Source organism: Vibrio nomapromontoriensis (assembly GCF_050337205.1).
Taxonomy (GTDB): Bacteria; Pseudomonadota; Gammaproteobacteria; order Enterobacterales; family Vibrionaceae; genus Vibrio; species Vibrio nomapromontoriensis.
This window is the reverse complement of sequence record NZ_JAKJSS010000013.1, coordinates 175,372-196,307: the sequence shown is the minus strand read 5'-3', so window position 1 is coordinate 196,307 and position 20,936 is coordinate 175,372. Positions and strand designations below refer to the sequence as shown.

20 protein-coding genes, 1 tRNA gene and 3 rRNA genes are annotated in these 20,936 nt (G+C 44.4%); 20 read left to right on the top strand and 4 right to left on the bottom strand.

Features of this window, described 5'->3' with window-relative positions; genetic code table 11:
* The 8 genes from L4D05_RS17790 to L4D05_RS17755 all read left to right on the top strand — a co-directional run.
* A 23S ribosomal RNA gene (locus L4D05_RS17790) occupies positions 1 to 194 on the top strand; the annotation flags it as partial.
* Between the two features lie 132 nt (positions 195 to 326).
* Positions 327 to 442, top strand: a 5S ribosomal RNA gene (gene rrf, locus L4D05_RS17785).
* A gap of 61 nt (positions 443 to 503) precedes the next feature.
* Positions 504 to 580: transfer RNA gene (locus tag L4D05_RS17780), tRNA-Thr, on the top strand.
* A gap of 36 nt (positions 581 to 616) precedes the next feature.
* Positions 617 to 732 (top strand): 5S ribosomal RNA (rrf, locus tag L4D05_RS17775).
* Between the two features lie 207 nt (positions 733 to 939).
* Positions 940 to 1,491, top strand: a complete 552-nt coding sequence (locus L4D05_RS17770) for an AAA family ATPase (RefSeq protein WP_428794795.1) — start codon at positions 940 to 942, stop codon at positions 1,489 to 1,491.
* Between the two features lie 56 nt (positions 1,492 to 1,547).
* Entirely contained in the window at positions 1,548 to 2,459 is a 912-nt protein-coding gene (locus tag L4D05_RS17765; RefSeq protein WP_428754193.1) for a virulence factor BrkB family protein, read from the top strand.
* The gene (gene dtd, locus L4D05_RS17760) at positions 2,431 to 2,865 is read left to right on the top strand and encodes a D-aminoacyl-tRNA deacylase (RefSeq protein ID WP_428754182.1); all 435 of its coding nucleotides are present in this window, start codon (positions 2,431 to 2,433) and stop codon (positions 2,863 to 2,865) included. The genes L4D05_RS17765 and dtd overlap by 29 nt, the downstream gene beginning before the upstream one ends.
* 39 nt (positions 2,866 to 2,904) lie before the next feature.
* Positions 2,905 to 3,822 carry a bifunctional GNAT family N-acetyltransferase/hotdog fold thioesterase gene (locus tag L4D05_RS17755; RefSeq protein WP_428754180.1) on the top strand — a complete coding sequence of 306 codons (918 nt, stop codon included), beginning with the start codon at positions 2,905 to 2,907 and terminating at the stop codon, positions 3,820 to 3,822.
* A 39-nt stretch (positions 3,823 to 3,861) separates the two neighbouring features.
* Here L4D05_RS17755 and L4D05_RS17750 read toward each other — a convergent pair whose 3' ends face one another.
* The 4 genes from L4D05_RS17750 to hslR form a co-directional block, all read right to left on the bottom strand.
* A complete protein-coding gene (locus tag L4D05_RS17750; RefSeq protein WP_428794794.1) occupies positions 3,862 to 5,751 on the bottom strand; it encodes an AsmA family protein in 1,890 nt (629 codons plus the stop codon).
* A gap of 109 nt (positions 5,752 to 5,860) precedes the next feature.
* Complete coding sequence (gene pckA, locus L4D05_RS17745; protein ID WP_428754177.1) at positions 5,861 to 7,486, bottom strand: phosphoenolpyruvate carboxykinase (ATP); 1,626 nt, start codon at positions 7,484 to 7,486, stop codon at positions 5,861 to 5,863.
* 330 nt (positions 7,487 to 7,816) lie between these two features.
* Entirely contained in the window at positions 7,817 to 8,698 is an 882-nt protein-coding gene (gene hslO / locus L4D05_RS17740) for an Hsp33 family molecular chaperone HslO (protein WP_428754175.1), read from the bottom strand.
* Between the two features lie 16 nt (positions 8,699 to 8,714).
* A complete protein-coding gene (gene hslR, locus L4D05_RS17735; RefSeq protein WP_428754173.1) occupies positions 8,715 to 9,101 on the bottom strand; it encodes a ribosome-associated heat shock protein Hsp15 in 387 nt (128 codons plus the stop codon).
* Between the two features lie 315 nt (positions 9,102 to 9,416).
* On the opposite strand from hslR, the gene gspC reads away from it, so the two are divergent.
* The 12 genes from gspC to L4D05_RS17675 all read left to right on the top strand — a co-directional run bounded on the left by gspC (position 9,417) and on the right by L4D05_RS17675 (position 20,784).
* Complete coding sequence (gene gspC, locus L4D05_RS17730; RefSeq protein WP_428794800.1) at positions 9,417 to 10,298, top strand: type II secretion system protein GspC; 882 nt, start codon at positions 9,417 to 9,419, stop codon at positions 10,296 to 10,298.
* 31 nt (positions 10,299 to 10,329) lie between these two features.
* A complete protein-coding gene (gene gspD / locus L4D05_RS17725) occupies positions 10,330 to 12,354 on the top strand; it encodes a type II secretion system secretin GspD (protein WP_428794793.1) in 2,025 nt (674 codons plus the stop codon).
* Positions 12,354 to 13,850 (top strand): type II secretion system ATPase GspE, encoded by a 1,497-nt coding sequence (gene gspE, locus L4D05_RS17720; protein WP_428794792.1) that lies wholly within the window; start codon positions 12,354 to 12,356, stop codon positions 13,848 to 13,850. Before gspD ends, gspE begins: the two co-directional genes overlap by 1 nt.
* Positions 13,851 to 15,080, top strand: a complete 1,230-nt coding sequence (gene gspF / locus L4D05_RS17715) for a type II secretion system inner membrane protein GspF (protein WP_428794791.1) — start codon at positions 13,851 to 13,853, stop codon at positions 15,078 to 15,080.
* A gap of 61 nt (positions 15,081 to 15,141) precedes the next feature.
* Complete coding sequence (gene gspG / locus L4D05_RS17710) at positions 15,142 to 15,585, top strand: type II secretion system major pseudopilin GspG (RefSeq protein WP_250618750.1); 444 nt, start codon at positions 15,142 to 15,144, stop codon at positions 15,583 to 15,585.
* A gap of 53 nt (positions 15,586 to 15,638) precedes the next feature.
* Positions 15,639 to 16,241, top strand: coding sequence for a type II secretion system minor pseudopilin GspH (gene gspH / locus L4D05_RS17705; protein ID WP_428754167.1), 603 nt, complete (start codon positions 15,639 to 15,641; stop codon positions 16,239 to 16,241).
* On the top strand, positions 16,189 to 16,581 hold the full coding sequence (gene gspI, locus L4D05_RS17700; RefSeq protein ID WP_428794790.1) for a type II secretion system minor pseudopilin GspI: 393 nt from the start codon (positions 16,189 to 16,191) through the stop codon (positions 16,579 to 16,581). Before gspH ends, gspI begins: the two co-directional genes overlap by 53 nt.
* Positions 16,571 to 17,287 (top strand): type II secretion system minor pseudopilin GspJ, encoded by a 717-nt coding sequence (gene gspJ / locus L4D05_RS17695; RefSeq protein WP_428794789.1) that lies wholly within the window; start codon positions 16,571 to 16,573, stop codon positions 17,285 to 17,287. The genes gspI and gspJ overlap by 11 nt, the downstream gene beginning before the upstream one ends.
* Positions 17,284 to 18,318 carry a type II secretion system minor pseudopilin GspK gene (gene gspK / locus L4D05_RS17690; protein ID WP_428754161.1) on the top strand — a complete coding sequence of 345 codons (1,035 nt, stop codon included), beginning with the start codon at positions 17,284 to 17,286 and terminating at the stop codon, positions 18,316 to 18,318. The genes gspJ and gspK overlap by 4 nt, the downstream gene beginning before the upstream one ends.
* A complete protein-coding gene (gene gspL, locus L4D05_RS17685; RefSeq protein ID WP_428794788.1) occupies positions 18,287 to 19,522 on the top strand; it encodes a type II secretion system protein GspL in 1,236 nt (411 codons plus the stop codon). The genes gspK and gspL overlap by 32 nt, the downstream gene beginning before the upstream one ends.
* A gap of 8 nt (positions 19,523 to 19,530) precedes the next feature.
* Complete coding sequence (locus tag L4D05_RS17680; RefSeq protein WP_265674628.1) at positions 19,531 to 20,025, top strand: type II secretion system protein M; 495 nt, start codon at positions 19,531 to 19,533, stop codon at positions 20,023 to 20,025.
* Positions 20,026 to 20,784: a type II secretion system protein N gene (locus L4D05_RS17675; protein WP_428754158.1), complete on the top strand. Its 759-nt coding sequence runs from the start codon at positions 20,026 to 20,028 to the stop codon at positions 20,782 to 20,784. It abuts the gene before it with no gap.
* The last annotated feature ends 152 nt before the right edge of the window (positions 20,785 to 20,936 follow it).

Here is a 20,936-nt window from a genome sequence, read left to right as displayed (position 1 = left end):
ATTGCCCGGTAGCTAAGTTCGGAATCGATAACCGCTGAAAGCATCTAAGCGGGAAGCGAGCCCTGAGATGAGTCTTCCCTGGCACTTTAAGTGTCCTAAAGGGTTGTTCAAGACTAGAACGTTGATAGGCAGGGTGTGTAAGTGCTGCGAGGCATTGAGCTAACCTGTACTAATTGCCCGTGAGGCTTAACCATACAACACCCAAAGGGTTTTGATGGACTCAAAGCAAGAACATAATTGAATGTGTATTAAGAACKTTTATTAAGCTTTCCGAATTAATTTTGCCTTTAGCTTTTAATAAAAGCTGAAAGTAAAAGAAGAATTTGCTTGGCGACCATAGCGTTGCGGACCCACCTGATCCCATGCCGAACTCAGAAGTGAAACGCAGTAGCGCCGATGGTAGTGTGGGGTTTCCCCATGTGAGAGTAGGACATCGCTAGGCTTTAATTTTGATAAAAGAGCCCGTTTGAAAAAGCGGGCTCTTTTAGTCCAAAAAACTAATTGCTGATATAGCTCAGCCCGGTAGAGCGCACCCTTGGTAAGGGTGAGGTCCCCAGTTCGAGTCTGGGTATCAGCACCAGTTAACCGCTAGCGTATAACGTTAGCTCAAGATTTACTTGGCGACCATAGCGTTGCGGACCCACCTGATCCCATGCCGAACTCAGAAGTGAAACGCAGTAGCGCCGATGGTAGTGTGGGGTTTCCCCATGTGAGAGTAGGACATCGCCAGGTTCTAATTATAACCTCACCTGAGGTTAATGAATAAAGCAAAGAGCTATAAGTCTTTATTTATCGTATTCAAAGCCCGCCTTCTTGGTGGGCTTTTTTCGTTTTGACGATAATAAAATCTGCCCTATAGACTCGGCTGTATATCTTCATTCTTAGAAGAACGATGGTAGACTCAATACTATCGCCCCATCACAGTAAGACTGACACGTAATGAACACGACCCTTCCATTTATTATTACAGGTGGTCCAGGCTCAGGGAAAACGACGCTCTTAGAGTCAATGGAATGTGAAGAGATACAAGTATTTCCTGAAGTGCCAAGACAGCTTATTATTGAGCAGTCCCACGTAATCAATGGCATTTTACCATGGGTTGATTTATCGGGATTTGCAGAGCTATGCTTCAGAGAGATGCTGACTCAAAAGCAGGTAACATTAAATTATCCACTCACTTTCCTTGATAGAGCGATTCCAGATATCTGTGCCTATCTCTCATGGGGTAATTTAGAGATTCCACAACATATTGCTTTAGAAGCGAGCAGCGGCTATCAACAGCTTGTGATATTCTGCGAGCCGACATTAGAAACTTATGTGCAAGATGACATTCGCCCGTATCCTTTCGAGGAAGCACTGGTCATTCATCGAAAGCTTTACGAGTTCTACGAGTCTATGGGATACCAAATTGTCTCATTGCCATTGCTGGCAGTTAAAGAGCGCGCAGCATTACTAACCTCTATATGTCGAGAATACTTACGCGTCGTTTAGCAAGGAGCCTACGAGTGAAGTTTAAAATCAGGGACAATGCATTTCCCATTCGAAACATGATGGAGTTGATTGCAAAGATTATTCGTTTTGTTCGTTATCTAGCACAACGAATGGCACATGACCGTGTCAATGTTAATGCAGGCTACTTAACTTATATTACTTTGCTTTCTATAGTGCCTTTACTGACGGTCTTGCTCTCCGTGCTTTCTTCATTTTCAATCTTCGCTAATACAGGGCAGGTACTTCAAGACTTTATTATCCAGCACTTTGTTCCTGCTGCTGGTGATGCTGTATATTCTGCCTTGGTCGAATTTGTCTCTAATACGACAAAGATGACAGCAATTGGGAGTAGCTTTCTATTTGTTGCCGCTTTAATGCTCATCTCTAACATTGACCGAAACTTAAACTATATTTGGCGAGTTAAAGTGAAACGGCGCGCCGTATTTTCTTTTTCAATGTACTGGATGATACTGACGTTGGGTCCTATTTTAGTTGGGGCAAGCATCGTTGGTACCTCTTATGTGACGTCATTAAAAATACTGGAGCATGATGCATTAAGTGGGGCTTTCAGCCTATTAATTGGCTGGTTGCCCGCCATTTTGGCGCTCTTGGCATTCTCTGGGTTATATCTATTAGTCCCGAATAAAAAAGTGCGTTTCTCTCACGCTTTAATTGGGTCTTTGGCCGCAACCTTACTGTTTGAAATTAGTAAGAAAGCGTTCGCATACTACATTACCCAGTTTCCCTCTTATCAACTAATTTATGGAGCGATAGCCGCGATTCCAATATTGTTTATATGGATATACTTATGTTGGTTCATTGTTTTGATTGGTGCAGAGGTGACAGCTGCGCTTGGTGAGAAAGAGCACTGGCTACCCAGATCTCACATGTTACAATCGAGCGTCGACAATGAATCTCAACAGATAAAGGAAGCGCTAAGTGATAGCACTGATACAGAGAGTAAGTGAGTCTTCGGTTAGCGTTGACGGACAAGTTGTAGGGGAAATTGGTAAAGGGTTACTCGTTTTACTTGGTGTCGAAAAAGATGACGATGACGCAAAAGCGAAAAGACTGGTTGAGCGAGTCACGACCTATCGAGTTTTTGAAGATGAAGCTGGTAAAATGAACCTTAATGTAAAAGAAGTAGGTGGAAGCTTACTTGTTGTCTCGCAATTCACTTTACCTGCGGATACCAAAAAGGGCACGCGTGCAGGATTTTCACGCGGTGCAAACCCTATAGATGCAGAACGTCTTTACCACTACTTTTCTGAACAATGTCGTCATGTATTACCAACAGAATGCGGGCAGTTCGCCGCTGATATGAAAGTTTCTTTAGTCAATGATGGCCCTGTGACGTTTTGGTTGCAAGTATAGGTCGAGTAAAGCGCTAGTTTTACATTTGAAAGGATATCCATGTTTAAACTTATTACTCCAAAGACTGAGAATCAACTGGCTAAGTACTACCAGTTTCGCTGGCAGATGTTACGAGAGCCATGGCGTTTACCGGTTGGCTCTGAGCGAGACGAGTACGATGAAATGAGCCATCACCGTATGATCGTTGATGGTCGCGGTCGACCGATGGCTATTGGTCGTCTCTATATTACGCCTGATAATGAAGGTCAGATCCGTTATATGGCGGTAAAGAGCAGCCGTCGTGATAAAGGAATGGGTTCTTTGGTACTTGTAGCACTGGAGTCTTTTGCGCGACAGGAAGGGGTTAAACGTTTAGTGTGTAATGCTCGTGAGGATGCGATTTCATTCTACGGTAAAAATGGTTTTGAGTGCCAAGGGGAGTTGAACGATCAGCATGGTCCAATTCGCCATCAGCTGATGATTAAGCCGCTTGATCCGTTAGCAAAGGTATTACGTCGTCCTGAATGGTGTGCCGAGCTACAACAGCGCTGGGAACAGCAGATTCCAATTAGTGACAAGATGGGCATTAAAATTAACCAGTACACAGGTTATCGATTTGAGTGCAGTGCTCAGTTAAACCCTAACCTTAATCCACATAACACAATGTTTGCTGGGTCAGCTTTTACTCTCGCGACATTAACGGGTTGGGGAATGACGTGGTTACTAATGCAAGAGCGTGGGTTGAATGCCGATATAGTGCTTGCTGATAGTGGGATTCGTTACCGACACCCGGTAGAAATGAACCCTGTGGCGGTGACTTCACTCGATGGTATTAGTGGCGATTTGGACCGTTTAGCGACGGGACGTAAAGCGAGAATTATCATTAACGTCACGATCTTTAGCGGTGATAAGCCTGCTGTAGAGTTTGTTGGTACTTATATGCTGTTACCAAACTACCAAGACAAAATGACTCAGTAGTACGGTCTGCGATATTGTTTCGCGATATCGCTGACCATATTATTGCTCTAATAAGCAGCTTGTTGTCGGCTTTTGTTTCACTGACCCTGATAGTAAATCAATAGTGGTCAACTCGGAACAGTGGGAAATGAGCTTTAGTTCCACTGGAGATGTTTCGAGGTGACTTAACTCTACCTCGCCAGATGCTTCCCCATCGATATTATCACCATGGATGGTTAGTGGTGACAATGATAAGCGCCCCCGATCGGCAACAAATTGAAGTGGTGTTATTTCTACTGGAATAGAGTTACCCTTATTGCTCGCGATAGAGGTATTGTCAAATACGGCGTCAAACTTGCCTGTTAACGTTTTTGAAATAGCTAGCCTATCGGCAGTGAGTACATTCATAGACAGATTGATATCAGCGGTGCCAGTAATATCAATACTGTTTGGTGTCTGCAAATATTTCAACAAAGACAACGGTAGAGAATAAGCTCTTGCACTGACGGTTAAGGGCTGACTTATCGCAGAAAAGTCCAGTGAAGCTACCACATCTAGATACCCTTTTTGATAGGGGATAAATAGTCGTTTCAATTGCCATTTGCCATCGTTACTTTGTATTTCTAAAGCGACTTGACTGGCTAAGACACTATCAATACTAACGCTATTGGCTGAGGCCGTGGTTTTGCCTTGCCATAGACCCCACTGACCTTTTTGTATCAACTCTAAATTATTACCTTCCAAATTTAAGCCAGATACCTGCCAGTTAGGTTTATCCTCGGTTTGTATCCATTGCCCACGACCGACTGTAAGATGATTGATACTGAGTTGGTTGAGATCGGTAAGAGGAAGGAGCTTGAAAAGTGACTGTAGAGCATTTTGCTGTGTTTCTTCATACACCTTAACACCATCGATAACAACACGGTCAAGTGCGATCGCATTGGGCTGCCAAACGCCTGCGAGCTGAATACGACCCTGCTCAAGCGTACTATCGATATCTTTTAAGTTTATCACTCCCTTACCAGCAATGACCTCAACGGTAGGTTCAATAAACTGGAGGCTCTGGTATTGGATACTATCAGCGTCAAACGAGACGTAAGCATCAATTTGCTCCCAAATAGAGTGGCGAAGATCAATTTGTTCAAAAGACGCGTTGAGATTTTCTACTTTGACATCGTTGAAACGTAGATTAGCGTGCAGTAAATCTACGCTATTGATGTGACCAATGGCAGTAAAGATCTTGTTGTAATGAGCGATAGAAGCCGTTGTAAGATCGAGGTTAAGCTTATCTACTGTCGCATTCACTAAGGACCACGTGCCATTTTCATACTGTGCTTGAGTGGATACCGTTGCTTGATTCCAGGTGAAAGACGCACCGTAGATCTTGCTTTCCTCGCCGTTGAGTACGCCATCAATGAGTACGTCGTTGGCGGATTCTCCTTGGTAGTATATTTGAGAAGCCCGTAGCTGAAACTCACCACGGATACTCGCTATGTTTGGCTGATATTGAACATTGCGGAGCTGCAATTGAAGATCGTTGATGATCACATTGTCATCAGAGTAATCAATATGATCGAGAGCTATATTATCGATCGATAAGTCATGGGCTAATGATGTAGATTGACGAGACAGAGTTGAGCCTGAAAGTAGCAATTCATGAATACGGAGTGGCGCAGTAATTGATTGTGAGGGTGAGAGCCAAATAGACATGCTATTGGCATCTATCGATTCCTGCCCCTGTCTTTCAATATGGACACTATTGAAGTCAAACTGATTTGGGTACTGGTAGCGTACGGATTCGCTGATTACTTTAATGTTCAGTGTTTTGTCTAATGCATAGGAAACCATAGGGCTCGCATACTGTGTATGCAGCAAACAAAAGAGTGCTAATACAGAAAGTAGTCCTAGAGCGATGAGCGCTATTACTATGGCCAGTGTTTTTCGTATCACGTTGTTCTCTCTTACCTACTGAGCATAATCAGTAATTTAGCTCGAAAGTGATCAAAAAGCCCCTCTTATGAGGGGCTTGGTCACTAAAACTTGAATATTAATCTAAGTATTAGTCTATTTGTGGTCCTGCCGCGACTAATGCTTGACCTTCCGAGTTATCAGTATACTTCTCAAAGTTATTCACAAAACGTTTCGCGAGGTCTTCCGCTTTGCTTTCCCATTGTAGTGGGTCAACATATGTATCGCGTGGGTCTAAAATGCCAGAATCGACGCCAGGTAACGAAGTCGGAACTTCTAGGTTAAACACTGGGATTGTCGTAGTTTCCGCATTTTCAATTGAACCATCTAAGATAGCATCAATGATACCGCGAGTATCTTGGATTGAAATACGTTTACCAGAACCGTTCCAGCCAGTATTCACTAGATAAGCTTCAGCGCCAGCGGCTTCCATACGTTTAACTAACACTTCTGCGTATTTAGTTGGGTGCAGTGTTAGGAAAGCGGCACCGAAACATGCAGAGAATGTTGGTGTTGGTTCAGTAATACCTCGCTCTGTACCGGCTAGTTTAGCAGTAAAGCCCGATAGGAAGTGATACTTAGTTTGCTCTGGAGTTAGCTTTGAAACGGGTGGAAGCACGCCAAATGCATCAGCGGATAGGAAAATAACTTTATTCGCATGACCACCTTTAGAAACGGGTTTTACAATGTTGTCGATATGATGGATAGGGTAAGAAACACGGGTATTCTCGGTTTTCGAACCATCATCAAAGTCGATAGAACCGTCATTGCGAACCGTTACGTTTTCTAGCAGAGCATCACGGCGAATCGCGTTATAGATATCTGGCTCAGCTTCTTTGGATAGATTGATCGTTTTCGCGTAGCAGCCACCCTCGAAGTTGAAGATGCCATCATCATCCCAACCATGTTCGTCGTCACCAATCAGCTGACGTTTTGGATCGGTAGACAGTGTTGTTTTACCTGTACCGGATAGACCAAAGAATACAGCGACGTCTTCATCTTCGCCTTTGTTAGCAGAGCAGTGCATGGATGCGATGCCTTTAAGCGGTAAGAAGTAGTTCATCATTGCGAACATGCCTTTCTTCATTTCGCCGCCGTACCAAGTGCCACCAATAAGCTGCATTTTTTCTGTCAGGTTGAAGACGGTGAAGTTTTCTGAATTCAGACCTTGCTCCTGCCATTTTTGGTTGGTGCACTTAGCACCATTCATTACCACAAAGTCAGCTTCGAACGTTGCAAGTTCTTCATCGCTTGGGCGAATAAACATGTTCTTAACGAAGTGTGCCTGCCATGCTACTTCTGTGATAACACGGATACATAAGCGAGTGTCAGGGTTGGTACCGCAGTAGCCGTCAATAACAAACAAGCGTTTGTTAGATAGCTGCCCAGTGACCAGTGTTTTTAACTCATCCCAGACATCGGCAGAAATTGCTTTGTTGTCATTTTTTCCTTGATCAGACCACCACATCGTGTCACGAGTCGTGTCATCGCGAACAATGAACTTATCTTTAGGGGAGCGACCTGTAAAGATGCCTGTATCAACGGCAACTGCGCCTAATTCAGTGACGACACCTTTTTCGTAACCTTGTAGGGTGTCTAATGTTTCTTCGGTGAAAAGTTGCTCATAGCTAGGATTGCGAACAATCTCAGTAGAGCCAGTGATGCCATATTGAGTTAGATCGAGTTGTGCAGCCTTATTAATGTCCATAACGGTCATAGGTGCTCCTTATTGGATTTTTGTAGGGATTTTAAAATTGTTATAATTTGTTTTTTATTTTGAACTCCATGCTAGCAACGGAAACCCGATAAAACAGGGATGCAGTTCAAAAATTACTCATCATATCGTGACGGTTTTAAGTGTTTGGTCACATATTAAATCGCGGTGGTTTATTCTAGGGCAAACCTTTGCGTTAGGGTAAATGTAACATAAGTGATAACAGGATAGTGATACGTTCCGTCTGGAAATGTTGTGTTATCGTTAAATTTTTCATAAAAAAAAGCCAGTTCAGATAGAACTGGCTTGTGTAACATATTTCTAACACCGAAATTAGTGTAGAGTCGGTTTCTCACCTTGCTCATCTTTTTGAGCAAATAACTCTTTTATGTCGCCATCATCAAATGAGTAAGTGCTACCACAGTAGTCACAATGTAGTGCTACCGACCCTTCTTGCGCTAAAATTTCATAGACTTCATCTTGGGCAATAGTGGCAATAGCGTCTGCACTGCGTTCACGTGAACAGCCACAGAAAAATTCGACTTCTTTTGGTTCGAACAATTGAACCTTGTCTTGGTTGTAAAGACGGTACAATAGGTCATTGGCTTCTAAGGTGAACAGCTCTTCATTTTTTACAGTGTTTGTTAATTGCTCTAAGTGTTCAAAGTCTTCAGGTGAGCCAGTGCCATCAGGCATGACTTGTAATAGCATTCCTGCCGCCTTAGCTTGACCATCCTGAATGCCTGTGCGGATCCAAAGACGAGTTTTGAGTTGCTCTGAACGCTCAAAGTAACCTTCTAACACCTCTGACAAATTAGCGCCTTCTAGACCCACTACGCCTTGGTAACGCTCACCTTTATCTGGAGTGATCGTGATAACAAGATAGCCTTTACCAAGCATGTCGTGAATCGAGGCGTCATCGGCAATTTGACCTTCCCAGCGTGCCACACCACGTAGTTTTTGGTTATGGTCACCATTGATTACCGCCAAAGAGACTGGACCATCACCTTGCAGTTGCATGGTAATTGAGCCTTCAAACTTTAACGTCGCGGTGAGTAGGCTAGTTGAAACAAGAAGCTCTCCAAGCAGGCTTTGCAGTGCTGCAGGGTATTCTTTGCTAGAAATAATCTCTTGATAAGCCGTATCGAGCTGTACCAATTCTCCTCGTACAGATAGCTCTTCAAAAAGGTAGCGGTTTAATGTGTTATTAGCCATTTAAGGAAGCTCCAGCTTATTGGTGTTTAAACTTAATGATATTGCGACGCTGTTTTTTGTCAGGACGACGCTCTGGACTTGGGTTGTGTGCATTCAGTTTGCGCTGCAAAGCGAATTCTTCTCGCTTAGCGATACTCTCTTTCGTTTCAGAATAAAGAGTCTGGGCTTCCGGTGCTCCTCTACGCTGATCTGAAATACGTTCAATCATCACCGTTTTTTCTTCGTTGCCTTGACGGAGGGTTATTACGGCGTTCAGCTCTACAATTTTACTGGGTTTTGAACGTTGTCCATTGTAGTGGACTTTCCCACCGTCGACCATATTACGGGCAACACTGCGTGTTTTGTAAAAGCGAGCGGCCCACAACCATTTGTCGAGGCGAACGGCATTATTTTCTGAACTCATCTCGATTCCTGCTTTCTAACCCGCATTATAGTGTAAGACACTAAATACGTTGCGGCGGGTTTACAATGATTACCCCACTAAATGGTGTTTAGCTCCCAAAAAATCAACCCTAGCAAGTAGATTGCATGGCACTAATATTTATATGTGACGTAAACTCACAATTATGGAGTGTTCTCAGCAGAAATTGACGCTAGTAAATGAAAAAACCAAGAAAAGGATTCATAATGCATCATTATGATGGAATACGGCTAGAGACAGGATACTAGGTGCGTGAAAGGATTTTCCATATCGACAACAACATTACAATCTACACCTCTGTTTTCATACTTACGTCGTTGTCTACATTATCAACCTCAATTGAGTTTATTTATCGCGCTGTGTCTGCTCGGTTTATCTGCTTGGATTGCCGGTGTATTAGCGTGGCAGTTATTTCCACAATCATCGTCGGTAGGGCGTTGGGTGCCTCCAACTATTGTGAAGGTGCAGTCGACAGGTACGAGCAATAGCGCTTACTCATCAGAAATTAATAAGGCCAATATTTTTGGTCAGTACCAACGCGAGCAAAAAGTCGTACAAACGCCGGTTGTTACGGATGCGCCAAAGACGAGGTTGAATGTTGTGTTAGTGGGTTCTGTTGTGAGTAACAACCCAGATCGCAGCTTGGCAGTCGTGGCAAATAGGGGCAAGCAAGGCACTTATGGTATTGGAGAGCAAATTGAAGGAACTCGTGCCACCATCGCCGCTGTTTTGATTGATCGTATTATTATTTCCAATTCGGGTCGTGATGAAACAGTGATGCTGGAAGGTATTGAGTATAAAAAACTGGACTTAAAACAACCAGCACCGGCTGCTGCGTCAAATGTCGTAGGTAATAATCCAAGAGATAATGAAGAAAAGTTAGCCGCAATTCGCAGTACGATTACCCAAGACCCACAACAGATTTTTCAGTATGTCAGGCTTTCTCAAGTAAAACGTGACGGGAAAATATCGGGATACCGTGTTAGTCCAGGTCGTGATGCTGAGCTTTTTAACGCAGTAGGTCTACAAAATGGTGATATTGCCGTTGCACTTAACGGCGCTGATCTTACCGACCCTGCAGCGATGGGACAAATTTATCAATCCATTTCGGATTTAACCGAACTCAATCTCACGGTTGAACGGGATGGACAACAGCACGACATCTTTATTCAATTCTAGTCGTGAATGTAGTATTTCAAGGGAGCAACAAGTGAAGAGTTGGCTTAAGAAAAGTACTTGGTTATTGGTGGGAAGCTTGTTGGCAGCTCCCGCAGTATCTGCCAATGAATTTAGTGCCAGTTTCAAGGGAACAGACATACAAGAGTTCATTAATATCGTAGGTCGTAACCTCGATAAAACGATCATTGTTGATCCGTCTGTGCGTGGCAAAGTGGATGTTCGAAGTTATGACGTCTTGAGTGAAGAGCAATATTACAGTTTCTTCTTAAATGTACTCGAGGTGTATGGTTATGCTGTTGTTGAAATGGACAATAACATTCTCAAAGTCATTAAAGCGAAAGACGCAAAAACGTCTGCCATTCCTGTTGTTGGGGATAACGACATTGCCAAAGGTGATAGCGTTATTACTCGTGTGGTTGCCGTTCGAAATGTCTCGGTGCGTGAATTGTCGCCGTTACTAAGACAATTAAATGACAATGCTGGTGCGGGTAACGTCGTGCATTATGATCCTGCCAACATCATCTTAATTACCGGGCGCGCAGCTGTGGTAAACCGCCTTGCCGATATCATTCGCCGCGTTGACCAAGCGGGTGATAAAGAGATTGAAGTGGTTGAGCTGCAAAATGCTTCTGCCGCAGAAATGGTTCGTATCGTTGATGCATTAAACAAAACTACGGATGCTAAAAATACCCCGGCATTCTTGCAGCCTAAGCTGGTGGCCGATGACCGCACCAACTCTATTCTTATCTCGGGTGATCCTAAAGTTCGTAAGCGTTTACGTAGCCTAATCAGTCAGCTAGATGTTGAAATGGCGACGAAAGGTAATAACCGCGTGCAATATCTGCGTTATGCCAAGGCTGAAGATTTGGTCGAGGTATTAAAAGGTGTATCGGACAACCTGCAAAAAGAAAAACAGTCAGGTGGTAAATCAACATCCAGTGCCAACCGTACAGAAGTGATGATCACGGCGCATGCGGATACTAATGCGCTCGTACTGACTGCGCCGCCAGATATTATGAAGGCGTTATTGGAAGTTATTTCACAGTTGGATATTCGTCGTGCACAGGTGCTTATCGAAGCGCTAATTGTTGAGTTAGCAGACGTTGATGGTGCTAATTTGGGTGTGCAATGGGGTAATGCGACGAGCGGTAGTGTGGTTCAGTTCTCCAATACTGGCGCGTCGATTGGCAGTGTTATGGTCGGTATGGAGGATGCGAAAGATAAGACTACGACAGAAACTCGTACTGATGCGGACGGCAACCCTTATAATGTAGAGACAAAAACATCGGGTGATTACACAAAACTTGCTAGTGCGCTAGGTGGCGTACAAGGTGCGGCCGTCGGCATTGCAATGGGTGACTGGACAGCATTAATTACCGCCGTTTCCAGTACGTCTAACTCTAACATTCTGTCTTCGCCAAGTATTACCGTCATGGATAATGGTGAAGCCTCATTCATTGTTGGTGAAGAAGTGCCTGTCCTAACAGGCTCTACTGCGGGCTCGAACAACAGCAACCCATTCCAAACGGTTGAGCGTAAAGAAGTGGGCATCAAGCTGAAAGTTGTGCCCCAAATTAACGAAGGTAATTCCGTTCAGCTAACCATTGAGCAAGAAGTTTCCAACGTATTGGGTGCGAGTGGTGCGGTCGATGTAAGATTTGCTAAACGTCAGCTCAATACCTCGGTGATGATCCAAGATGGTCAGATGCTGGTGTTAGGTGGTTTGATTGATGAGCGAGCGGCGGAAAGTGAATCTAAGGTTCCTTTCTTAGGGGATATTCCCTACCTAGGACGCTTGTTTACCTCAACCAGTACCACGGTTGAGAAAAAGAACCTGATGGTCTTCATCAAGCCGACCATTATCCGTGATGGTATTACTGCTGACGGTTTGACGCAGCGTAAGTATAACTACATTCGTGCAGAACAGTTGTTTAAAGCGGATCAAGGCTTGAAGTTGATGGATGATGGTTATATTCCTGTTCTACCTGAATTTGGTGAAACCACACGTTACCCATCTGAAATACAAGCCTTTATTGAGCAAATGGATACTAAGTAATGGGAGAGACAGTGGAGTTTCGCCCGTTAGTTACCCGATTGCCATTTAGCTTTGCCAATCGGTTCAAGGTGGTATTTGAAGCCAGTGAATCTGAGGCGGTATTGTTTTACGTTGAGCCATTGGCGCTTAATGCTTTGCAAGAAGTTAAACGTGTTTATCGACAAACATTTGAGTTAAAGCCTCTACCGGCTGAAAAGTTTGAAGCGAAATTGACCCAAGCGTACCAACGGGACTCTTCGGAAGCGAGGCAGTTAATGGAAGATATCGGCGCAGATAGCGACGACTTCTTCTCATTAGCAGAAGAGCTGCCACAAGATGAGGATCTACTCGAGTCGGAAGATGATGCACCTATTATCAAATTGATCAATGCGATGTTAGGCGAAGCAATTAAAGAAGGGGCGTCGGATATTCATATTGAGACCTTTGAAAAAGTGCTCTCTATTCGCTTCCGCGTAGATGGTGTATTACGGGATGTGTTGGCGCCGAGCCGTAAGCTTGCGCCATTATTGGTCTCGCGAGTTAAGGTTATGGCCAAACTGGATATTGCTGAAAAACGCGTGCCTCAAGATGGTCGTATCTCATTGCGAATTGGTGGACGAGCGGTAGATGTTCGTGTGTCAACGATGCCTTCCTCACACGGCGAACGTGTCGTGATGCGATTATTAGACAAAAATGCGACACGTCTCGATTTGCATAGCTTAGGGATGACCGCGACCAATCATGATCACTTCCGTAAACTTATCCAAAGACCTCATGGCATTATTCTGGTGACGGGTCCAACGGGGTCGGGTAAGTCGACGACCTTGTATGCTGGCCTGCAAGAAATCAATAGTAATGAACGCAACATTCTAACGGTCGAAGACCCGATTGAATTTGATATAGATGGGATTGGTCAGACGCAAGTTAACCCTAAAGTGGACATGACGTTTGCTCGAGGGTTGCGGGCGATCTTGCGTCAGGATCCAGATGTTGTGATGGTTGGTGAGATTCGAGATCTTGAAACAGCGCAAATCGGTGTTCAAGCATCATTGACGGGTCACTTAGTGATGTCGACGTTACATACTAATACGGCGGTGGGTGCCATTACTCGTATGCGAGATATGGGCATCGAGCCGTTTCTGATCTCCTCTTCTTTGCTTGGCGTACTCGCGCAACGCTTGGTGCGTACCTTGTGTAAAGATTGCAAAGTCCCTTACCAAGCTGATACGCAAACCAAAAAGCTATTTGAAATGTCAGAGACTGAGGAATTAGTCCTACATAAAGCGGTAGGCTGTGAAAAATGTAATCAAAAAGGCTACCGAGGGCGAACGGGTATTCATGAGCTTTTGATTATTGATGATGAGGTACAAACCTTGATTCATAATGAGGCGGGTGAGCAAGCCATTGAAAAAGAAGTGCGAAACTACACGCCGAGCATCCGAGATGACGGATTGAGTAAGGTTAAGCGCGGTATTACCTCACTGGAAGAGGTAATGCGAGTGACAAAGGAAGCATAAGTGGCCGCATTTGAATATAAGGCTTTAAATGCCAAAGGCAAGCAGACCAAAGGGCTGATTGAGGGCGATAACGCAAGACAAGTGCGCCAGCGTCTCAAAGAGCAAGGGTTGATGCCAATAGATGTGGTTGAAGCAAGAAGCAAACCTACACGAAGCGCCAACGGAGAGGTAGCAAAACCGGCATTTAAGCGTGGTATCAGCACCCCAGATTTGGCCTTGATTACTCGACAATTATCGACATTAGTTCAATCGGGGATGCCACTTGAAGAGTGTTTGAAAGCAGTATCTGAGCAATCAGAGAAGCCTCGAATTCGGACAATGCTGGCGGCCATTCGTTCCAAAGTAACGGAAGGCTACACTTTGTCAGATAGCTTGGCTGATTACCCTCACGTATTTGATGAGCTTTTTCGCTCAATGGTTTCTGCAGGGGAAAAGTCTGGACATTTAGACTCCATCTTAGAGCGTTTAGCAGACTACGCCGAAAATAGACAAAAGCTGCGTTCAAAGTTGCAGCAAGCGATGATCTATCCAGTCGTGCTGGTGGTGTTTGCGGTGGCGATTGTCGCATTTCTTCTGGCTGCTGTCGTACCCAAAATTGTGGGGCAGTTTGTGCAAATGGGACAAGAGTTGCCGAAATCGACTCAGTTTCTTTTATCCTCAAGTGATTTCATTCAAAACTGGGGTATCGCACTGCTGATTGGTTTTGTACTGATAATGTACACAATTAAAACCGCATTGCGTCGCCCAGTCATACGGATGAAGTGGGATACCAAGGTTCTGGGGCTACCACTGATTGGAAAAATAGCCCGAGGCCTGAATACCTCGCGTTTTGCTAGAACACTGGCGATATGCACTTCCAGTGCCATCCCAATTTTAGATGGTATGAAGGTGTCAGTGGATGTGATGACGAATCACTTCGCTAAGAAGCAAGTATCGCTTGCAGCTGATAATGTGCGAGAAGGGGCAAGTTTACGTAAGGCGTTAGAGCAGACGAAACTGTTTCCTCCTATGATGTTGCATATGATAGCGAGTGGTGAGCAGAGTGGCGAACTAGAGAGTATGCTCACTCGCGCCGCTGATAATCAGGACCAAAATTTTGAATCGACGATCAATATTGCGCTAGGAATATTTACTCCCGCGCTCATCGCTTTGATGGCGGGTTTAGTATTGTTTATCGTAATGGCGACATTGATGCCAATACTGGCAATGAACAATTTGATGTCTGGGTAATCTAACCACGTAGACAGCATGATATTACCTCGTTTACGAGGTGTTTTCCTTGGAGTACTAGATGAAACAGAAAATGAAAAAACAAGCAGGCTTCACCTTGCTAGAAGTGATGGTCGTTGTGGTTATTTTAGGCGTGTTAGCCAGTTTTGTTGTTCCTAACTTATTAGGTAACAAAGAAAAGGCCGATCAACAGAAAGCGATTACCGACATTGTAGCGCTAGAAAATGCCTTGGACATGTATAAGTTGGATAACAGTATTTATCCAACCACGGATCAAGGGCTAGAAGCGTTAGTGACGAAACCAGGTAATCCAGAGCCTCGCAATTATCGTGATGGTGGTTATATTCGTCGTTTGCCTAACGACCCTTGGGGCAATGATTATCAATACTTGAGCCCGGGTGATAAAGGAACGATTGACGTGTTCACTCTTGGTGCTGATGGTCAAGAAGGTGGTGAAGGCGCAGCAGCCGATATTGGTAACTGGAATCTTCAAGACTTTCAGTAATAGGTAAGATAACAGAGCGTGTGAGCGCTCTGTTATCAATGAAGTGGTAACCGATGCGTCCTATTAAGTCCTTTCATTCAGGTTTTACGCTACTAGAGATACTTTTAGTACTAGTGCTGCTCTCGCTTAGTGCTGTAGCCGTAATTGCGTCAATACCGCCTAAACAAGATAATCAAGTAAAAGAAGAAGCTCAGCGCTTATTCCAAAGGCTTCAGCTGTTCAATGAAGAAGCAATGTTGGCTGGCAAGGATTTTGGAATTAGAGTTGATGAAGAACAGCGCCGCTATGTGTTTTTGGAACTCAAACCGGAAGGTTGGGAAAAAATATCATTAAAAACGATCCCAGATGAGATCACACTTCCGGATGGTTTAACCATTAAGCTTGATTTGAGTAATGGTGTCTGGGGCGTGGACGACCGACTGTTTGAACCCACATCTTTATTTGATGATGAGATGTTTGCAGATGTCGAAAAGAAGAAAAAACCAGAGAAGCCACCGCAAATATTTATATTGTCGAGCGGTGAATTTACCCCAGGTGTCTTTGTCCTAGCACCAGAAAATCGCGCTAAGAAAGATCTCACGTGGCATATTCAAATCCAGGAAAATGGCTTGGTACAAGCAATGGATGATAGGGATTGGAATGATGAAAAGCGTTAGGGGTATGACGCTGCTGGAAGTGCTAGTTGCCTTGGCTATTTTTGCCACCGCTGCGATTTCTGTCATTCGCTCGGTTTCTCAGCATATTAATACCTTGAGTTACCTAGAAGAGAAAACCTTCGCCGCGATGGTCGTTGATAATCAAATGGCGAAAGTTATGCTTAATAGCAGTGCATTAAAAGCCGCGAATGGCAAAGAGACGTTAGCGGGGCGAGAGTGGTTTTGGCGAGTTACACCCGTTAAAACATCAGATAATTTGCTTAAGGCTTTTGATGTCAGTGTCGCGACTGACAAAAAATCGAGCCCAATTGTGACCGTAAGGAGTTACGTTGCAAAATAATCGCAACGGGGCGCCTTCACGCGGATTTACTTTAATTGAAGTCTTAGTGGCGATGGCGATTTTCGCAAGTCTGAGTGTGGCTGCTTATCAGGTCGTGAATCAAGTACAGCGAAGTAATGAGTTATCTCAAGAGCGCAGTGCTCGACTACAAGAGATTCAGCGAGCTTTTGTCTACTTAGATAGTGATTTTAGGCAGATAGCTTTACGACAGTTTCGACATGAAGGTGAAGCACCATTATCTGCTCTGATGATATGGCAGCAGAATTTGCTCGACTCGGATAGTAAGGGGGTACTCTTTACCCGTTTAGGTTGGATGAACCCGCAAAGCCAATTTCCTAGAGGTGAGGTGGCGAAGATAGGCTACCGCCTGAAAGAGGATAAGTTAGAAAGGTTATGGTGGCGTTATCCCGATACCAGTGTCGGAGAGCTACCCGTTATCTTGCCGATTCTGACGAAAGTGAATACTTTCGAACTGCGGTTCTATAATGGCGATTCGTGGTCAAAAGAGTGGCAACAAGAACTTACTTTACCTCAAGCAGTAGAAGTCACGTTGGAACTAGAGGATTACGGGAAAATTACCCGAATTTATTTGACGCCGAACGGCACAGTCAATACCTCTGCGTCAGCAGGAGGCAATGCCAATCAAGGTGGCGGATCGAGTCAGGGTGATGGCAGTAATGATGCCAACCAAGGGAGTGGTGGATGATGAAAAAAGTGCATGGTCATTCATCATCTCAAAAAGGTGTCGCGTTGATCGTGATATTGTTGTTATTGGCGATCATGGTGTCGATTGCGGCGACGATGTCGGAGCGCTTATTTAGCCAGTTTACCCGAGCTAATAGCCAGATTAATTACCAGCAAGCCTATTGGTACTCTATTGGGGTTGAGGCTCTCGCAACCGTCGCGATTAAAGAGAGTTTTAAAGACAATAAAGACAGTATTAACCTCAATCAGCCATGGGCGATTGAAGAGCGTACGTACCCGCTAGATTACGGCGAAGCTACCGGGCGTATTGTCGACATGCAGTCATGCTTTAACATCAATGCTTTGTCGAGTATTGCTCCGACTGCAAATAGTACGGAGAAGCCTTTTTTAGTGCGATTTTTTCAGCGACTGTTGGAACAGTATGACGTAGAAAATTACCAAGCAGAGCAGATAGCAGACTCAACCTGGGAATTTGTAAATAAAGAAACCACAGTACGGTCCGTATCGGGTGTGGGTGACAGTTATTATGAATCACTATCTCCTGCTTATGTCACCGCTAACGGCTTATTGGCGGATAGCTCTGAATTACGGGCTGTAAATCAAGTGATGGGGGATGTCACGCTGCGCTTAGGATCAGCGATTTGCGCGCTTCCAGTTTCGACGTGGCAATTGAACGTCAATACGCTCGCTACGGAAGATGCTGATATATTGGTTGCACTGTTTGCTCCTAACTTATCGCGAGATAATGCGTTGCAATTATTGGAGAATCGCCCATTTGATGGTTGGTCAGGAGTGGACAAATTTCTTGCAGAATCACAAATGAGTAGTGTGGATGAGAATACTCGTAAACAAGCGTCTCAGTATTTATCTGTAGACAGTGTGTACTTTGAGCTTGATGCTCAGGTCGTGGTGGATGAATCACGGCTGAGATTAAGAACGTTATTTTATAGCAAAGATAGAGAAGATCTGACGGTGGTACGTCGTCGATTTGGAGGATTGAGTGAGCGAGTTCTTAACCGTTCGACTGAATAGTCAACCTAATAGCCCAGTATGTTGGGCGGTGTGGTCGACTGGACAAAAGGAAGTGATTGCCAGTGGTGAGCTGGAAAGTCTTGAGCAGCTGGAAACAATAAAAGAGTACGCTCAACAAAGAGTGACTTTATTACTGTTGTGCTCTCAAGACGTTCATTTCTCCGAAGTAGAGATCCCGGCGGGGGGAGCTCGTCAGTTTGAGACGATGTTGCCTTACTTAGTTGAGGATGACATTGCCCAAGATGTTGATGACTTACATTTTTCGATACTGCATAAGTACAATGGTAAAGCGGTAGTTTGTGCCGTGGACCGCGCGTATTTACTGCAAATATTAGCGTGCTTTTTAGAGTGTGGTATTGACGTTAAGAAAGTCGTGCCCGATGTATTAGCTCTGCCAGAATCCGAGCATATTAGTGCGCTTGAATTAAATGAACAGTGGCTATTTCGAACCAGTCAGTGGCGAGGAATGACGGTAGATCAGCACTGGCTTGGCGCTGCGATTGACTCTGATTACCTAACCTCAATGTCAGAGGAAGGCGAAGTTGACGTCATCACGGTTGATGTTTACTCCCAACCTTGTGAAGAGATGAAGGCTGATTCGACCCATATCACATGGCAATTTGCGCCGATTGAAATGCCGATGGCGCTGTTATCGCAAGGTGCTATTGATAGCCAAGCAACGTTATTAACGGGTGAGTTAAAGCCGAAAGCCTCATTTGTTAAGTACTGGAATATTTGGCGTAAAGTTGCGATTGCTACGGTGATTTTGTTGGTTGCGCTTATTGCAGAACAGGTGGTTTTGGTGAGTCAGTATGAATCACAAGCCACGGCATACCGAGCGGAAAGCGAACGTATTTTTCGCACGGTATTCCCAGATAAGAAACGAATACCCACAGTCAGTTATCTTAAAAGGCAAATGCAAGATGAGTTAACCAAGCTTGGTGGATCTGGTATGTCTAGCACCTCAGCATTGGAATGGTTGGCTAAGTTGCCCAATACCGTCGGTCAAGTGAATGGAATGCAGGTCATCAGCTTTACTTATGACGGTAATCGTAATGAAGTTCGTTTAAGCGTGACAAGCCGTGATTTTGAGAGTTTTGAATCGGCTAAGGTCAAACTAGAAACGCAGTTTGATGTTTCACAGGGGCCACTGAATCGAAACGGTGAATTGGTGATGGGTAATTTTGTGTTGAAGAAGAAGTAGGTCATTACATGAAAGGATTATTATTGACGGCCCAAAGCTGGTGGATCTCAATTAGCCAGAGAGAGCAAAGGCTGATGATTGTCTGCTCTATTTTTTTGATTCTTGGTGTCATTTATTGGGGCATTCTCTCTCCTTTTGCTGTGCGAACAGAATTAGCTCAGTCACGTATACAATCGGAAAAGCAGTTGCTGTCTTGGGTAAAAGAGCAAGCCAATCACATTACCGAAAAACGTCAGGCTGGTGGTGTCGTTGTGTCAAAACAGGCGCTTAACCAAATTATCACCTCATCCACGGGGCGTTTTAATATTGAACTTATTCGTATGCAGCCTCGCGGGGAAGAGCTACAAGTGTGGATCAAACCGATACCGTTTGAGTTTTTTGTTAACTGGTTATTTTATCTGCAAGAAACACATGGTGTGAACGTAGAAATTATGGACATAGATAAAGCGGACCAAAGTGGTGTTATTGAAGTGAACCGCTTGCAGTTTAAGCGAGGGGGCTAAATGAAACGAGTGATAAAGTATATCGCGTTGTTCACTGCTGTCTTTTTCGCCAGTGTGATTTATCACGCGCCTGCGCAAGTGTTATTAAGCGTCGCCCCCTTGCCACCTAGTTTGGTGATTAGCGGTGTCCAAGGAACCATATGGCAGGGACGAGCACAGAGTGTGAGTTACCAGCGTCAGCAAGTAGGCGAGGTGAGTTGGCGTTTTTCATGGTCGAGCATACTGACGCTTTCACCAGAATATGCGGTTCGCTTTGGGCGCGGTAGTGCACTGGGCATTGCAGGGAAAGGCAATGTCGGTGTTAATTTCTCAGGACCCTATATTCATACCTTACTGGCTTCTCTGCCTGCAGAGAGTATTCTTGATATTTATACGCCACCCGTTCCTATTAATGCCGGTGGTCAGATAGAGCTAGCGATTCGTTCTATGCAATATCAATCGCCATGGTGCGGCAGTGGTGATGGCTCATTATCATGGAATGCTGGTTATGTGGAGACGCCAGTCGGGAGTTTAAGTTTTGGCCCGACAGTGGTTGATATGACTTGTAGTGATAGTACGATTAAAGCCAGTGGTGCTCAAAATAGTGCGCAAGTATCCAGCGAGTTTACGGGTGAGTTAAAGGCGAATCGTCAGTATCAAACTCAAGCTTGGTTTAAACCCGGCGCCGATTTTCCGACTTCTATGCAACAACAACTTAAATGGATTGGTAATCCAGATAATCAGGGGCGTTATTCTTTTAACTATCAAGGACGCTTTTAAATGGTTTGATGACTTGTACTTGATGACTGGTGCTAATAGGGGCGAGTTATTCATCTAACGCTACAGGTACAATAAAAAGGCGGTGGTTACCACCTTTTTTACGTTTATAGTGTGGTCTTTTTTGATATTGATACTTGAGTGTAAGTTATTGC

Bases quoted from the DNA above. Each gene is read 5' to 3' on its own strand.
- hslO (WP_428754175.1), bottom strand. From the start codon at position 8,698: ATGGCTAATAACACATTAAACCGCTACCTTTTTGAAGAGCTATCTGTA.
- L4D05_RS17675 (WP_428754158.1), top strand. From the start codon at position 20,026: ATGAAACGAGTGATAAAGTATATCGCGTTGTTCACTGCTGTCTTTTTC.
- gspH (WP_428754167.1), top strand. From the start codon at position 15,639: ATGCGTCCTATTAAGTCCTTTCATTCAGGTTTTACGCTACTAGAGATA.
- L4D05_RS17765 (WP_428754193.1), top strand. From the start codon at position 1,548: ATGATGGAGTTGATTGCAAAGATTATTCGTTTTGTTCGTTATCTAGCA.
- gspE (WP_428794792.1), top strand. From the start codon at position 12,354: ATGGGAGAGACAGTGGAGTTTCGCCCGTTAGTTACCCGATTGCCATTT.
- hslR (WP_428754173.1), bottom strand. From the start codon at position 9,101: ATGAGTTCAGAAAATAATGCCGTTCGCCTCGACAAATGGTTGTGGGCC.
- L4D05_RS17770 (WP_428794795.1), top strand. From the start codon at position 940: ATGAACACGACCCTTCCATTTATTATTACAGGTGGTCCAGGCTCAGGG.
- L4D05_RS17755 (WP_428754180.1), top strand. From the start codon at position 2,905: ATGTTTAAACTTATTACTCCAAAGACTGAGAATCAACTGGCTAAGTAC.
- gspI (WP_428794790.1), top strand. From the start codon at position 16,189: ATGGCTTGGTACAAGCAATGGATGATAGGGATTGGAATGATGAAAAGC.
- gspG (WP_250618750.1), top strand. From the start codon at position 15,142: ATGAAACAGAAAATGAAAAAACAAGCAGGCTTCACCTTGCTAGAAGTG.
- gspK (WP_428754161.1), top strand. From the start codon at position 17,284: ATGATGAAAAAAGTGCATGGTCATTCATCATCTCAAAAAGGTGTCGCG.
- pckA (WP_428754177.1), bottom strand. From the start codon at position 7,486: ATGACCGTTATGGACATTAATAAGGCTGCACAACTCGATCTAACTCAA.
- L4D05_RS17680 (WP_265674628.1), top strand. From the start codon at position 19,531: ATGAAAGGATTATTATTGACGGCCCAAAGCTGGTGGATCTCAATTAGC.